Annotated in this window: 14 protein-coding genes; all 14 read right to left on the reverse strand. The window is 53.4% G+C overall.

Going from position 1 to position 15,721, the window contains the following annotated elements; all coding sequences use genetic code 11:
• Positions 1-14: 14 nt before the first annotated feature.
• The gene (locus tag NYE69_RS21505; RefSeq protein WP_006286829.1) at positions 15-275 is read right to left on the reverse strand and encodes a stage V sporulation protein S; all 261 of its coding nucleotides are present in this window, start codon (positions 273-275) and stop codon (positions 15-17) included.
• Positions 276-394: 119 nt separating this feature from the next.
• Positions 395-1,189 carry a TIGR00282 family metallophosphoesterase gene (locus tag NYE69_RS21510; protein ID WP_340930481.1) on the reverse strand — a complete coding sequence of 265 codons (795 nt, stop codon included), beginning with the start codon at positions 1,187-1,189 and terminating at the stop codon, positions 395-397.
• Between the two features lie 148 nt (positions 1,190-1,337).
• Positions 1,338-2,879 (reverse strand): ribonuclease Y, encoded by a 1,542-nt coding sequence (gene rny / locus NYE69_RS21515; protein WP_036622391.1) that lies wholly within the window; start codon positions 2,877-2,879, stop codon positions 1,338-1,340.
• A gap of 322 nt (positions 2,880-3,201) precedes the next feature.
• Positions 3,202-4,092 carry a regulatory protein RecX gene (locus tag NYE69_RS21520; protein WP_340927894.1) on the reverse strand — a complete coding sequence of 297 codons (891 nt, stop codon included), beginning with the start codon at positions 4,090-4,092 and terminating at the stop codon, positions 3,202-3,204.
• Positions 4,093-4,588: 496 nt separating this feature from the next.
• A complete protein-coding gene (gene recA / locus NYE69_RS21525; RefSeq protein ID WP_340927896.1) occupies positions 4,589-5,650 on the reverse strand; it encodes a recombinase RecA in 1,062 nt (353 codons plus the stop codon).
• 1,329 nt (positions 5,651-6,979) lie between these two features.
• Positions 6,980-8,233, reverse strand: a complete 1,254-nt coding sequence (locus tag NYE69_RS21530; RefSeq protein WP_340927897.1) for a competence/damage-inducible protein A — start codon at positions 8,231-8,233, stop codon at positions 6,980-6,982.
• Between the two features lie 199 nt (positions 8,234-8,432).
• Positions 8,433-9,020, reverse strand: coding sequence for a CDP-diacylglycerol--glycerol-3-phosphate 3-phosphatidyltransferase (pgsA, locus tag NYE69_RS21535; protein WP_036622385.1), 588 nt, complete (start codon positions 9,018-9,020; stop codon positions 8,433-8,435).
• Positions 9,017-10,345 (reverse strand): 30S ribosomal protein S12 methylthiotransferase RimO, encoded by a 1,329-nt coding sequence (rimO, locus tag NYE69_RS21540; RefSeq protein WP_213511147.1) that lies wholly within the window; start codon positions 10,343-10,345, stop codon positions 9,017-9,019. The genes pgsA and rimO overlap by 4 nt, the downstream gene beginning before the upstream one ends.
• Positions 10,346-10,495: 150 nt before the next feature.
• Positions 10,496-10,987, reverse strand: a complete 492-nt coding sequence (locus NYE69_RS21545) for a YajQ family cyclic di-GMP-binding protein (protein ID WP_036622381.1) — start codon at positions 10,985-10,987, stop codon at positions 10,496-10,498.
• A 205-nt stretch (positions 10,988-11,192) separates the two neighbouring features.
• Positions 11,193-12,281: a RodZ domain-containing protein gene (locus NYE69_RS21550; protein ID WP_340927900.1), complete on the reverse strand. Its 1,089-nt coding sequence runs from the start codon at positions 12,279-12,281 to the stop codon at positions 11,193-11,195.
• A gap of 40 nt (positions 12,282-12,321) precedes the next feature.
• Positions 12,322-13,089, reverse strand: coding sequence for a DUF3388 domain-containing protein (locus NYE69_RS21555; RefSeq protein ID WP_036622378.1), 768 nt, complete (start codon positions 13,087-13,089; stop codon positions 12,322-12,324).
• Positions 13,090-13,294: 205 nt separating this feature from the next.
• Positions 13,295-13,549 carry a DUF3243 domain-containing protein gene (locus NYE69_RS21560; protein ID WP_036622376.1) on the reverse strand — a complete coding sequence of 85 codons (255 nt, stop codon included), beginning with the start codon at positions 13,547-13,549 and terminating at the stop codon, positions 13,295-13,297.
• A 121-nt stretch (positions 13,550-13,670) separates the two neighbouring features.
• Positions 13,671-14,438: an elongation factor P 5-aminopentanone reductase gene (ymfI, locus tag NYE69_RS21565; protein ID WP_340927901.1), complete on the reverse strand. Its 768-nt coding sequence runs from the start codon at positions 14,436-14,438 to the stop codon at positions 13,671-13,673.
• Position 14,439: 1 nt separating this feature from the next.
• Positions 14,440-15,720: an EF-P 5-aminopentanol modification-associated protein YfmH gene (yfmH, locus tag NYE69_RS21570; protein WP_213511153.1), complete on the reverse strand. Its 1,281-nt coding sequence runs from the start codon at positions 15,718-15,720 to the stop codon at positions 14,440-14,442.
• Between the last annotated feature and the right edge of the window lies 1 nt (position 15,721).

Here is a 15,721-nt window from a genome sequence, read left to right on the forward strand (position 1 = left end):
ATCATAATTCTCATTTATCTGGGTTCTACGATAAGTTTAATAGCGGTACGGTCCTCACCATCGATCACGATGTCGGTAAATGCCGGAATGCAAATGAGGTCTACACCGCTTGGCGCGACAAATCCCCGGGCGATCGCTACAGCTTTAATGGCTTGGTTTAGTGCACCAGCCCCAATGGCTTGAAGTTCAGCAGCGCCGCGTTCTCTAAGAACTCCAGCTAACGCCCCGGCAACGGAGTTGGGGTTGGATTTTGCTGAAACTTTTAATACTTCCATGGTCAAGTACCTCCCTGGGAATAATCGGTTGATTCCACTACTTAGAACATATTCGTGAGAGCTCAAATAATTCCTTCTTTTTCCCTTGCTGTACTTTGGGAGGCCTTGATCGGCCGGTTTCAATCCATCCGCCACTCGTCTTCGAGCAAACGGATTTTTTCGATTTTCAGCGCCCGGCCGGTCGCTTCGTCCAGTTCCACGAACACGGCGTGAAAATGCCATTTGCCTTCGCATACTTGAAACCGGACCGGCAGTTGGGTGGTAAATTTCCGCAGCACGGCCGTCCGCTCCATGCCGAGAATCCCTTCCCGGGAGCCGACCATGCCGGCATCCGTCAAATAAGCGGTGCCTTGGGGCAAAATCGTGTCGTCGTTGCTTTGCACATGCGTGTGCGTGCCGACCACCAAAGAAGCGCGGCCGTCCAAATACCAGCCCATGGCGATCTTCTCCGAAGTGGCTTCGGCATGGAAATCGACCAGAATGCATTTGTGCTTCTTGGACAACTGGCCGATGATTTCGTCCGCCTTGCGGAACGGATCGTCCAGCGGCGGCAAAAACGTGCGGCCCATCAGGTTTACGACCGCCAGCTCTTTGCCGCCCGCCTTGATGACCATCGAGCCCCGGCCCGGCGTGCCCGGGGGATAATTGGCCGGACGAATCATCCGCGGCTCCTCGTCTATAAAATCGAAAATCTCTTTATTGTCCCACGTATGGTTGCCCATCGTTAATCCGTGAATGCCCTGCTCAAAAAATTCCTTGGCGATATTGGCGTTGATTCCCCGGCCGGCCGCCGCGTTTTCGCCGTTGGCGACGATGATGTGCGGATTGTACTTGGACTTCAGATGAGGCAGCGTCGCCTTCAACGCCTTTCGCCCCGTATTCCCTACGATATCTCCGATAAACAGAACTTTAATGGTGCTCCCTCCTTAGGCATGACTACCCTTATGCAGTATCCGGCGTTCGCCATCTTGCGATAATCTCCGAATGCCTTGCGCAACGGGAAGCCGCGTTGTCAAGCAATGAAAAAGCGGCCCCCCAGGGGGCCACTTTTCAGCATATCCTTTACTTGGCGTATTCAACCGCCCGCGTTTCGCGGATGACGGTAACTTTGATATGACCCGGATAATCCAGCTCACTTTCAATCTTCTTGGTAATGTCTCTCGCCAAGCGGAACGCTTCCGCATCGTCGATCTTATCAGGCTGCACCATCACGCGAACCTCGCGGCCCGCCTGAATGGCAAACGACTTCTCGACGCCTTCGAACGACTCGGAAATCTCTTCGAGTTTCTCCAAACGGCGAATGTACGTTTCCAGCGTCTCGCGCCGCGCCCCCGGTCTTGCCGCCGACAAAGCGTCTGCGGCGCCAACCAGCATGGCGATGACGGAAGTCGCTTCGCAATCGCCGTGGTGAGAGGCAATACTGTTGATGACCACCGGATGTTCCTTGTATTTCTTAGCCAGTTCCACGCCGATTTCGACATGAGATCCTTCCACTTCATGATCAAGCGCTTTACCTATATCATGCAACAAGCCCGCCCGTTTGGCCAGCGCGATATCTTCGCCGAGTTCTCCGGCCATCAATCCGGCCAGGTACGCAACCTCCATCGAGTGCTTCAGCACGTTTTGACCGTAGCTTGTCCGGAACTTGAGGCGTCCCAGGATTTTGATCAAATCGGGATGAAGAGCATGCACGCCGACCTCGAAGGTAGCCTGTTCGCCATATTCGCGAATGCGTTCGTCCACTTCCCGGCGCGACTTCTCGACCATCTCTTCGATGCGCGCCGGGTGAATCCGTCCGTCCGCCACCAGTTTCTCCAGCGCGGTGCGGGCAATTTCGCGGCGTATCGGATCAAAGCCCGACAGAATCACCGCTTCCGGCGTATCGTCGATAATGAGATCAATTCCCGTCAACGTTTCGAGCGCACGAATATTACGTCCTTCGCGCCCGATAATCCGTCCCTTCATCTCTTCGTTCGGCAGGGTCACGACGGACACCGTCGTTTCCGCCACATGGTCGGCAGCGCAGCGTTGGATCGCCAGCGTGATGATTTCGCGGGATTTCTTGTCCGCTTCCTCCTTCGCCTGCTGTTCGATGTCCTTGATCATCTGCGCCGTCTCGTGGCGGACTTCCTGCTCAACGTTGTTCAAAATAATCGTGCGAGCATCTTCCATCGTCAGATTGGAGATGCGTTCCAATTCTTGAACCTGATTTTTGTAAATCAACTCGATTTGCTGCTGGGTTTCTTCGATCCGTTTCTCCTTGCTGACCACTTGCTCTTCTTTACGTTCAAGCGATTCTAATTTTTTATCCAGCGACTCTTCTTTTTGCAACAATCGTCTTTCTTGTCGTTGAATTTCATTCCGACGTTCACGAATGTCTTTATCAGCTTCGGTTCTTAGCTTATGGACTTCATCTTTCGCTTCCAGAACCGTTTCCTTTTTCAGTGCCTCTGCTTCCTTTCTCGCGTTTTCCAAGATTTGGCTTGCAGCGTGTTCCGCACTGGAAATTTTAGCTTCTGCAAGAGATTTGCGAATAAAATACCCGATCACGAACCCAAAGAATAAAGCGGCTGCAACGAGAACGAACCAGATTACAGGATTCATCTGTTCACCTCCCCGTTGTTTCCTCCAAGGCATTCCTTGGGATGTTTGCAGTTGTTAGTTACTTTTCTCATTCATCATTCGTACTAAGAATACATGACATGCCCATTCAGTTCAGCTGGTTCATGCTTATGCATGACGGTTCCGCGGAAAATACGGAAGTATCGGCCTCATGATTGGAGAACAAGAATCACATTCGGAGCCCATAATTTTGGAAGGAAAAAAAGGGACTTCAGCGATATGGATTCAAGTATCATTTTATTATTTGATGAAAGAAATTGTCAAGCAAATGACAAGAGTTCCCTCCAGTTCCGGTCTTGTCCGGCTATTCCACGTCCCACTCGTCTTCAGCGCCCATTCCGTCTTCGCGGCCGAGCTCCCGAAGCACTTTTGAGACGATTTTTCCGGAAAAACCTCTGCGCTGCAAAAAAGCTCCTGTCTTGCGTTTTTTATCTAACGGTTCGCCGGAAGTACCGCGCCATTTCTTGGCCCCCAGCAGCATCGCGCTTGCGAATTCGTCGTCTTCGCTGACTTCGCCCAGCGCGTCCTCGATCAGAGGCTTGGAGACCCCTTTCTGGCGCAGTTCGTGGCGCACCCATAGTTTTCCCTTCCCCCGTAGTTTCACCCGCTGTGCAGCCCATTCCTGCGCATATGCGGCGTCATCGAGATAACCTTCGGCTTGCAGCCGGCCGATAACATCGTTTACCGTTTCCTCTCCCCAGCCTTTTTCCTTTAGGCGCATGGAGATTTCATACGCGGTCCGCGGCTTCCGGCTCAAATACGTCAGAGCGTCCGCATACCCCTGCTGTCGCTCATCCGCCGAAACGATCTCCTCCAGCTCCGCTTTGGTGAAAACCGCCCCTTTGATCATGCGGTATTTGATCATGACATCCTCATGAACCTCAAACGTGTACGCTCCGAAAAAAATCCGGTACCGATGTTTCGGCCGCTTCAGCACCTGCACCGAAGTAATGACCAGCTCTCCATCTTCCGGAAAAGCCGCTAATCCGGATTCCTTCACTTGGACGGAGTCCTCCACCTGGACGGAATCCTGCACTTGCCTGGATCCCTCCACTTGTCTGGATCCTTCCAGTTGTCTGGATTCCTTTCGGTCAGGCGTCCGCAATCTTTCCTTCCAAAACATCTCATCGGATATGTCAACGATATCGTCCCCGCCGCTTTTATCCTTTCCACGGCTTTTCTCCCATTGATTCAACTGCGTTCCTCCTGTGTCACACCCGGACCGGACTGGTACCAGGTGTAGTTCAGCTTTGTGTGTCCAAAAAAATACGCCGCTCGATAAAACTATGTGAAAACCTGCAAACCCAGGCTGCCTGATATACTCCAGCGAAAAACACAAGAGCAAAAAATGGCGTTATTCAGGCGTTTTTCGTCCATTTGAGGGAAATAGAGACAATTTATGTCGTTATTTTCTCGAGTCGCCAGGAAATCCTCACGTTCTGGGCCATTCATAGAAAAATAAGTACAAAAATGCCGCTAATAAGGATGAACATGCCTGGCTCAGGATAATAAGCACATAAAGTGCCGCTATTTTGAATGCCGACGCTCTGTCGTTCCAGTAGCCAGCTGTCAACACGGATTTTTAGGTCAAGCTGTATTTTTTACCGTTTTCGGCCAACCGCCCCCAAACTGCAAAAGCGCCCTGCCCCGGCTATTTACCGACGGGGTCAGAGCGCTTCATGGCTGCTGCCTTATTCATCTCCGAAAAGCGCTTGCTCCTCTTGGAGTTCCATTTCCAGTTCGCTTGGCGACGCAGGAGCAACCGCAGTGGTCAAATTGCTCGATTCCCGGATTTTTAGTTCAATCGTATTGGCGATTTCCGGGTGCTCTTTCAAGAACTGCTTTGCGTTCTCCCGGCCTTGGCCAAGGCGTTCGCCGGCGAACGAATACCAGGCGCCGCTCTTATCCACGATATCCAATTCCACGCCGATGTCAATGATGCTGCCCTCTTTGGAAATACCTTCACCGTACATAATGTCGATTTCGGCTTGTTTGAACGGCGGAGCGACTTTATTCTTCACGACCTTAATCCGTGTCCGGTTCCCGACCATGTCGTTGCCCATCTTGATCGTTTCCACGCGGCGAACGTCCAGACGGACCGTCGAATAGAATTTCAAGGCCCGTCCACCCGGCGTTGTCTCCGGATTCCCGAACATTACGCCGACTTTCTCGCGAAGCTGGTTAATGAAGATCGCGATCGTTTTCGATTTGCTGATCGCCCCCGACAGCTTCCGCAGCGCTTGAGACATCAGGCGGGCTTGCAAACCGACGTGGGAATCCCCCATTTCGCCTTCGATTTCCGCCTTAGGTACGAGCGCGGCAACGGAGTCGATAACGATGATGTCAACCGCACCGCTGCGCACGAGCGCTTCGGCGATTTCCAACGCTTGTTCGCCCGTATCCGGCTGGGACAAAAGCAACTCGTCGATGTTTACGCCAAGCTTGCTCGCATAAGAAGGATCCAGCGCGTGTTCCGCGTCGATAAATGCGGCTTGTCCGCCGATTTTCTGAACTTCCGCAATCGCGTGCAGCGCTACCGTCGTCTTACCCGAAGACTCCGGTCCGTACACTTCAATAATACGGCCGCGGGGCAATCCTCCGGTACCCAAAGCAATATCCAAAGCGATCGATCCGCTTGGGACGATCTCCACTTGCATGTGCGTCGACTCGCCCAGTTTCATGATCGAACCTTTACCGAATTGTTTTTCTATTTGCCGAAGCGCCATTTCCAGCGCAGCTTTACGATCTGACAATCAGCTCACATCCTTAAATGAGATAATAACACGATTACTTCCAACGTCTATAATTGTACCTTGTTTTGGAATGTTTGCCAAGCACTTTTTCGAACATATATTCGCGTAAATTCTCAACCCTCTCAAACCGGGATCTCAACCCTCCCAAACCCTCCCTTACCGTAAGGGAGGGCCCCAAGGGCCTGCTGCCCTTTGGATTCCCGCAAATTGGACTAACGTGGGAGGTTCTGAGGCGCTCCCTTGGCGCTCTCCCTGCGGGATTCGCTTACTTCGTGCTTGGAACGCTTTTCTCCCCTTCGGGGTACGTCTTACTATTGGTGCTCCAGGGCTACCTGAAAACACGCTGCAGGCACTGCTGCTTTCACATGCACCCGGGTAGCTATGGGGAAAACAGCCGCTTGTCGCCCTTTGGGCACGCTCTGCTTATGGCGCTCCTGCGGGGGTGAACTGCTACGTAGGCTGTTTGTTGCAACGTTCGTGCTGGACCCGCTCTCCCTTTGGGATTCGCTCTACTTTGGTGCAAAGCTTTAGCTTGTTTATGCCTAATTTGGTGCTGCTTTAGTAACTTTTCTGCTTGCAGGCGCTCTCCCTGCGGGATTCGCTCTACTTTGGTGCAAGGCTTTAGCTTGTTTATCCCTTGCTTGGTGCTCCTATAGTGACTTTTCTGCTTGCAGGTGCTCTCCCTGCGGGATTCGCTCTACTTCGGCGCAAAGCTTTAGCTTGTTTATATCTAACTTGGTGCTGCTTTAGTGACTTTTCTGCTTGCTGTCGCTCTCCCTGCGGGATTCGCTTTACTTCGGCGCAGGACTTTAGCTAGTCAACTGATTAGACACAACAAGGCATCGATCCATCGTTCGCCAAAATGCACAAATTCACTCCTCCTCCCAAACAAATTTCCAAATAAAAAAAGAACCGCAGCACAACTGTTCGTTTGCTACGGTTCTTCCGTGTTTTGATTATATGCTAAGCGGCCGAAAAGTGCAAGAAGCATGCTCAGTAGACAGTGGCGACGCACGCTATACGGCAGTGCTCCTACAATCCGTTCGTCCCTTCACCTCTCATTGGAAAAAATCCAACAGATTGTCGGAATTCGCTCGCCATTTTGAGCTCTCATTGGAAAAAATCCAATAGATCTCGCTCAAATCGCCCGTTTTGCGCCTTACCGAACCCAATCTTTTGGAAATATCCAATCACACCGTCCTATTTTCCAATAAATTTCCAATTCTATTGGATAATTCCAATCAGAACACGGTGTCAATTAAGCTGCGGGAACTCATCGCTCTCACACAAGCACAAGCATAATTACATGCACATGCACATGCACTAAGCTTACGACTCCATCAACGCTCTCCACAACCGGTACAAAATCGTTTTGGCCGAGCGCATGCGGACGGCATCGCGGTTGCCTTTCAGGTTCAGCTCGTATACGGCCGTATCCCCGTCGCGGCGGGAGATCGCGATGTAGACGAGCCCGGCCGGCTTGCGTTCGGAAGCGCCGGGGCCGGCGACGCCGGTGATCGATAGGCCAAAGTCGGTATCGGCGGTCAGCCGCACCTGCTCAGCCAGCACCCGCGCCGTTTCCGCGCTGACGGCACCAGGAGCGCCATCTCCTTCGAGCAGTTCATGCGGAACGTTCAGCAGCTTCTCCTTCATCGCGTTGGAATAGCAGACGATGCCGCCCATAAAAACGGCCGAGCTCCCTGGAATCGCGGTGATCATCTCCATCAGCAGCCCGCCGGTGCAGCTCTCGGCCGCACTGAGCGTCAGCCCGCGCTGGGCCATCAGCTCCAAAATCTTCTGCTCGATCGGCACATCGACGTTCGCGTACAGATGCTCCGGCAAGCGGGAAGCGATTTCCCGTTCCATGGCATCCAGCTTCTCCATCGCTTCCCGTTCGCTCGCCGCCTTGGTGGAAACGCGGATCGTGACCTCTCCTTCCTTGGCGTAAGGGGCCACGGTCGGGTCCGATTGCTCCTTGATCAAATCGAGCAGCTTCGTCTCCAGCGCCGATTCGCCGATCCCGGCAAACTTGAGCATTTTCGAATAGATCGGCATTTCCTCGGATAGCGCATGCTTCAAAATCCACGGCTTCGCCTGGCGCTCGAACATCGGTTTCATTTCCTTCGGCGGGCCGGGCAAAACGATATAAAACTTGCCGCCGGCCGCAACCGCATCCCCAACCGCCAGCCCGGTTTCGTTCGGAAGCGGCGTCCCGCCGTCAATCGCCAGCGCCTGGCGGCGGTTGTTTTCCGTCATCGGCACGCCCCTGTCCTTGAAAAAGCGTTCGATATTCGCCATCGCTTCCGGGTCAACATAGAGCGGCCGCCCAAGCACCTCGGCCAGCGCCTCCTTGGTCAAATCGTCCTGCGTCGGCCCGAGCCCCCCGGTAAAAATCAGCAAATCGGCGCGGGCGGCCGCCGTCTCCACCGCTTGGGCAAACCGCTTCCGATTGTCGCCGACCACCGTCTGAAAATATACGTCAATCCCAAGCGCGGCCAGCTCCTGGGATAAATATTGCGCATTGGTGTTTACGATTTGCCCGAGCAGCAGCTCCGTCCCCACCGCGATAATTTCCGCTTTCATTTGCTTTCACGTCTCCTTCCGGCAATCCAAAAACAAGCCTCTGCCTGAGCATTAAATACTTCGCTTCAAAACTTACCACGCAAAGCATCTCACTCAAAGCATCTCACTCAGAGCAACACATTCAAAGCATTACACCCCAAGGATCACACTCAATGGATCACACTCAATGGATCACACCCCAAGCATCGCACTCAAGGCACTACATTTTCGAAAAAGAAAGCACGCTTTTATTTTTGACGAAATAGTCGATGCCCGAATAAATCGTAATGATCGCCGCCAGCCAGATCGCGATATCGTCAAACGGGATGTTCAGCCAGGCAAACGGGAAATTGTTCAGAAGCAGCACGGTAATCGCGATGATCTGGATGATCGTTTTCGCTTTACCCCATTTGCTGGCGGCGATCACGGAACCTTCGAGCAGCGCTACCTCCCGCAGGCCGGTTACCGCAAATTCGCGCGCGATAATGATGACGGCGATCCAGGCGTTGCATTTGCCAAGCGACACGAGCCCGATCAACACGGTGCCCACCAGCAGCTTGTCGGCAAGCGGGTCGAGCAGTTTGCCCAGATTCGTCACCAGATTGTATTTCCGGGCGATGTATCCGTCGATTCCGTCCGTGCTGGCGGCGACGATGAACAGCACCGCGGCGATCAACTGATGGACCGGCAGCGCGTACGTGCCCGCAACGAGCTCATAAGACAGCCAGCCCGCATCCAGCAGCAAAAAAAGCAGCATCACCGGAATCATAAAAATACGCGTCAGTGTAATGCGGTTGGGCAAATTCACAGGACAGCCTCCCCGGTTAAATCATATTCAAAGGCGTGCGTAATCCGCACTTTGGCAATATCGCCGATATTCCCGGAGCAGTTCGTCACGAACACTTCCCCGTCGATTTCGGGTGCGTCGAATTGCGAGCGCCCCACATAAACGTCGCTCCGCCCATCGTAGCGCTCCACAAGGACATCCAGCACTTTGCCGATGTATTTGCCGCTGTTTTCGTTCGCTACGGTGCGCTGAATCTCCATCAACGTATTGGCCCGCCATTCCTTGACGTCCTCGGCGACCTGATCCGGCAGCCGCGAAGCCGGCGTATCCTCTTCCTGCGAGTATGTAAACACGCCCAGCCGGTCGAATTTGATCTCCCGGACGAAATCGCATAGACGCTCGAAATCTTCCTCGGTTTCGCCCGGGAATCCCACGATCAGCGACGTGCGCAAAGAAACGTCCGGGATGCGGGAGCGGATTTTGGCGATCAGTTCGCGGATATCCCGGTTGCGTCCGGGGCGCCGCATTCTTTTCAGGATCGCGTCCTCGCTATGCTGCAGCGGCATATCCACGTATTTGCAAATCTTCGGATTGGACGCGATCATATCGATCAATTCATCCGTAAAAAAGCCCGGATACGCATAATGCAGACGCACCCATTCCACGCCGTCCACCCGGCTGACGCGGTCCAGCAGCTCAGGCAGTTTATAGTCCCCGTACAGATCGGTGCCGTAATTGGTGGAATCCTGGGCGATCAGGCTGAATTCCTTGACCCCTTGCGCAGCCATGCCTTTGACTTCCTCCACGATCGATTCGATGGAACGGCTGCGGAATTTGCCCCGCATCAGCGGGATGCTGCAGAAGGTGCAGTTGTTGTCGCAGCCCTCGGCGATTTTCACATACGCCGTATAACGGGCCGTCGACAGCTTGCGCGGCAGCACCTGCTCGTAGTTGAACACCGGATTGCCAACATATACCGGCCTCTTGCCCTTCACCGCCTCATCGACGATCTGCGTGATGTTATGGAAATCGCCCGTTCCGACGATTCCATCGATCTCCGGCATTTCCTCCATGAGCGCTTGTTTGTAGCGCTGCGTCAGGCACCCCGACACGATCAGTGCCTTCAATTTTCCGCTTTCTTTAAGCTCGGCCAGCTCCAGAATCGTGTTTACCGACTCTTCTTTGGCGGCGTCGATAAAACCGCACGTATTGACGATGATGACCGTGGCGTCTTCGCGGTCGTCCACCAAGGAATAGCCGCGCCGGTCGATCAGCCCCGACATGATTTCGGAGTCAACCAAGTTTTTCTCGCAGCCAAGTGTAACGATTTTCACCTTTTCAGTCATGACGATTTCCCCCATAATTCAAGCCGTGATCAAGCCATGTTCATCGATTGAACAGCCTCTACAAGTATAATATTCGGAAAAGGCGGCTGTCAAAAATATGAAAAGGGTCTCAAGCAGGCGCGGGAAGCGCCGCAGGAGACCTTTCTGGAGTCATTTAAAGTTCGTAAACTGCAAATCGAGCGACAAATCGGCTTTGCGCAACAACTGAATGATTTGCTGCAAATCGTCCTTGCTTTTGCCGGTGACGCGGATTTGATCGCCCTGGATTTGGCTTTTGACCTTCAGCTTGGAGTCGCGGATCAGCACGTTGATTTTCTTCGCGTTCTCCTGGTCGATGCCCTGCTTCAAGCTGATGCGCTGCCGCACCGTGCCCATCGAAGCGGGCTCCACTTTGCCGTAATCCAAATTTTTGATCGGCAGCCCGCGCTTGATCATTTTGGATTGCAGGATATCGATCACGGCGCCGAGCTTGTACTCATCGTCCGCCACGATCACCAGCACGTCCTTTTCCAGTTTAAGTTCGCTTTTGCTTCCTTTAAAATCAAAGCGGCTGGCGATCTCCCGTTCCGTTTGATCGATCGCATTGTTTAATTCCTGCATGTCCATTTTCGAGACGATATCAAATGAACTTTCCGAAGCCATACTTCACGTTCCTTTCTGGTTCCCAATCTTTTCTTCTATCACTCATTATATGTAAAAGTTTTCCCGAAGTCGAGCCAACCCGCTATTTCCAAGCTGTTTCCAAGCCATAACCGCGGCGGGTAAAAGATGCAAAAAAGGCGAGATCCAAACCTTGTCAGGTCCAAATCCCGCCTTTAACAGAGGCCCAAGCGGACAAAGCCGATCCTTACTGCCCGCTTGTTCCGTTTCCGCTCTCGACGCTCTCGACATTGTTCCCGGATGTTCCGCCGCCTGCGCCGGCGTCGCCCGTGGAACCGGTATCCGCACCGGTGCCGTCATCCAGGGTAAGCAAAATCCGCGAGGTCGCTTTGCCGTCTTCCACCGTTTGCCCGGCTACCGTAATCGCCGTTTTGCTGGAAGCCCCCGACAAAATAAACAGTCCCTCCGGCGCGATATCATACGTCAGCACATCGCCGTCGGACGTTTTGCCGAAGTAAAGCTTGTCGCCCTTTCTGCCGCCTTTGCGAACCTCGACCCAGCTTTCGCCGGAAGCCGTAATGACAGCCTGCACCGGCTGGCCGCCGGCATTTTGCACCTTGAACTTCGTGGTGCTGCCCTCTTTGCCGTCGGGAACGACTACGATGTCTTGCGGACTGGCCGTTCCGCCGGTGTTATCGGTACCCGTCCCACCGTTAGCGCCCGTGCCAGCACCGGTATTTGCCCCCGTTCCGGCATTGCTCCCTGTTCCGGCATTTCCCGTGTTGCTGCCGCCGTTCACGGCGTCGCCCGTGCCGGTTTGATTGTTTCCGGGGCCGCTTTGTCCGCCGTTTTTGGCGTTCCCCGATCCGTTCGTCCCTTGTCCTTCCGCTTGCGTGGCCGGCGTTACCGGCGTCGGGTCCGGCTTCTCTCCGGCCGACTGGTTCGTTTTCCCCCAAATCGTAAAATACATGTAAATGACGATCAGGATCAGCACGGCAAAAGACCACATCAGCGTGGTGGAGAGCCACTTCGAATTGCGCTCGGCGTGCTGGCGGCTGCGGCGTTTTTGTATCACGGGCTCCATCGTTTGCTCCGGTACGGCATCAGGCACGTTCTGTCGGTGCTCGGCGAGGAGTTCATCCGCATCCACGCCCACCGTTTCGGCATACGTCTTAATAAAAGCCCGGACGTAGAAACTCCCGGGAAGCACTTTATAATCTCCCGACTCGATGGCTTCCAGATATCGTTTGCGAATTTTCGTCATTTCCTGTATGTCATCTAACGACAAACCTTTGGCAAGGCGGGCTTCCTTCAACTTCTGGCCCAATTCCGACATGACCATCACCTCCTGTGTTTATTGGTTATGCTTTATCGAATTACACATCGTCCGTGTAAATCGTCGTAAACGTATCATAAACGATTTGCTCCTCAGGATTGTTACGCAATTCGATAATAATATCAAAATTGTCATAACTGTATTCGGATTCCTTGACGAAAACATCCGGATGCTCGATCACCTTCGTGGAAGGCATCGACATCAATTCCTGGAGCAGCTGATGATGTTTCTCGTTCGAACGCAACGTACTGATAATACCGTCGATGATAAAAACATTGTGCGGATTCATTTCATCCTCCGACAGCTGGCTCCTTACCGTTTGGCGCAGCAGCGTGGAGGACACAAACGTCCAGCGCTTCATCGAACAGACGCTGCCGGCGATAATCGATTCCGTTTTGCCGACGCGCGGCATCCCCCGAAGACCGATGACCTGATGGCCCTCCCGCTTGAAAATTTCACCGAGAAAGTCCACCAAAATCCCGAGTTCGTCGCGCGTAAAGCGAAACGTCTTCTTATCGTCGGAATCGCGGTCGATGTACCTTCCGTGCCTTACGGCCAGCAGATCGACAAGCCGCGGACAGCGCAGCGCCGTAACGGTGATGCTGTCCACCTTGCTGAGCATTTTGCTGACCTGGTCGATCTTTCCGTCGTCATCGCTTTCCAGCAGCAGCCCCCTGGTTTTGCCTTCGACACCGTTGATCGTCAAAATGTTGATTTCCAGCATCCCCAGCATCGAGGCGATATCGCCCAATAGTCCCGGGCGGTTTTTATGTATTTTGTACTCCAAATACCATTGTTTTAATTCCATCCGAAGACACCTTCTCTATCCTACTCACCCATTTTCGACAAAATAACCTTGAATCCTTCTTACGGCTTCAAAAAGTTTAGTACCCTTTCCTTAGCCCGACAATAATCATATGTGTTTTATGATATATAAAATGAAAATGAAAGGCAAGCAGCTGGCGGAAAATGGCTGAAAAGCTCCCATAACGCGGGAGCTTTTCAAGCAAAAACTATGAGTTTTTCTTCGCCAGCTTTACCATCAGGCGAGCGATCGTTTTGCGCTCGTCTTCGCTGCCTACTTCCCAAATCTCTTTGAGTACCCGGTTGGAATCGTTTTGCGGATCGACCTTATCTTCGAGAAATCCGCCGATTTCATAAGCCAGGTTGGTGATCGCTTCTTCGCTGAATCCCGCTTTTTCCGCATGCTCCACACGGTCGCCCAAAAACTTCTTCCATGTATCAAAATTTTTGAGTACGGTTGACATCCTTAAATCCTCCTTTGCTTGGCGATTTAAAATCAACAGTCGTAATATGTGAAGTTTGCGCGGGTTTTATGCGCTCCTGACGGGCAAAGCGAAAGACTCCCCCGGGCCCGACCGGAAATTTTCAGGTAATCCAGCCCCCGTTGGGGCTGATGATTTGACCGGTGATGTAGCCCGATTCCGGCAGGGCGAGAAAATAAATAAGGGAAGAAATTTCCTGCGGGGAGGCGAGCCTTCCAGCGGGAATTTCTTCCTCCAGCTGCTTTAGTTCCCCCTCGTCGAAACGTTCCATCATTTCGGTCCGGACGGCTCCCGGGGCTACCGCGTTTACCGTCACCCCGGACGGAGCAAGCTCCTTGGCCAGCGCTTTCGTAAAAGCGTTGACCCCGCCTTTGGCGGCGGAATAAACCGTTTCACAGGAGCCGCCGGAAATGCCCCATACGGAGGATACGTTGATGATCCGCCCGAAGCGCTGCCGGATCATGTAGGGCATAAACAGCTGGCTGCACATAAAAACGCTTTTCAAATTGACGTTCATCACGTCATCCCATTCCTCTTCGGTAACGTCCGAAAGCAGCCCGTAATGGGAAATCCCCGCATTGTTGACGAGAATGTCGGGATGCAGCCCGTAATGGTCCAGCCGTTCCTTCATGCGCAAAATCTGCTCCTTGCTGCGCAGATCGGCCGCCACCGTATAGGCTTTGCCCCCAACCTCCAGACATCTGCGGGCCACCTCATTCGCCGCTTCAAGCGAGTTCCTATAGTGAATAACCACGTTCATGCCCACCGCCGCAAACCGCAGCGCCGTATCCGCGCCGATCCCCCGGCTTGCTCCGGTAATGAGTACGGTCATGTCCGCAATGTTTTTTCCAATCCCATGCTCTTCGTTCATGTTACGGGCTCACCACGACCGACACGGCCATCTGCTCCCAGTTCAAGTGCTCGCGCAGCCGGGCGTTCACTTCGTCCAGCGTCAGCGATTCGTACATCGGCAGCACCGCAAACAGATCGCTGCCCCGGAAGCGGAAGCGCGTGAATTCGTGGGCGATATTTTCCGGGGAGTTAAGCATCCGCAGGTAGCCGCCGATTTTTTTCTTCCGCGCCCGTTCAAAATCTTCCTCGCGGAAACCTGCGGCCAGCACAGCCTTCGCTTCCTCTTTGATCACCGCCAGCATCCGGTCCGGGTCGGGCGTGTCCCCGCCGATCGCCGAGAACGCGTAATTCGGATTGCTGTTGTACTCATGCCCGAAGCTGTCGGAGATCAAATCCATGTCATACAGCTTCTGATACAACTTCGTACTGGGCCCAAGCAGCAGATCGAGCGCGAGTTTCGTCGTCAAATCCCGGCGCAGCAAAGCTTCACCGGTCAACCCAAGATCCGTTTCCTTGAATCCGAACAGGCATTTCGGCAGCGATACCGGCAGCCGCGACTCCCGCCGCTGCTCATGAACCTCGCGGGGCTCGGGGTCAAACAACCGCTCGATCGCGCCTTGCTTGCCGTACTGCTTCTTCGCCTGATTATTCCGAACCAGCGTAAACACCTCTTCCGGATCCACCCCGCCAACGACGAACAGCAGCATATTGCTGGGGTGGTAAAACGCGTTGTAGCAGGTGTACAGCGTCTCCTTCGTAATCGTGCCGATCGATTCGACCGTACCGGCGATGTCGATGTGAACGGGATGCACCTTGTACATCGCTTCGATCAGGCCGAAATAAACCCGCCAATCGGGATTGTCGCGGTACATGCCAATTTCTTGGCCGATGATGCCTTTTTCCTTCTCGACGTTCTGGTCGGTGAAATACGGATGCTGCACGAAATTGATCAGCGTTTCCAGATTAAGCGCGATGTTTTCGGTCGCGGAGAACAGGTACACGGTCTGATCAAAGCTGGTAAAAGCGTTGGCCGAAGCCCCATGGGAAGCAAACGTGGCGAAAATGTCGCCCTCCGGCTCCTCGAACATTTTATGCTCCAAAAAATGGGCGATCCCGTCCGGAACGGAAATCTCCTCCTGACCCTCGACCCGGAAATGGTTGTCGATCGAACCGTATTTTGTGGCAAACGTGGCGTACGTCTTTTGAAAACCGGGTTTCGGCAGCACATACACCTGAAGGCCGTTATCCATCGTTTCACGGTATAACGTTTCCTGCAAAGCATCATAGCGAAGCGTTTCCAAG

It is taken from the genome of Paenibacillus sp. FSL R5-0527 (assembly GCF_038008055.1).
In the GTDB taxonomy this organism is placed as follows: domain Bacteria; phylum Bacillota; class Bacilli; order Paenibacillales; family Paenibacillaceae; genus Fontibacillus; species Fontibacillus macerans.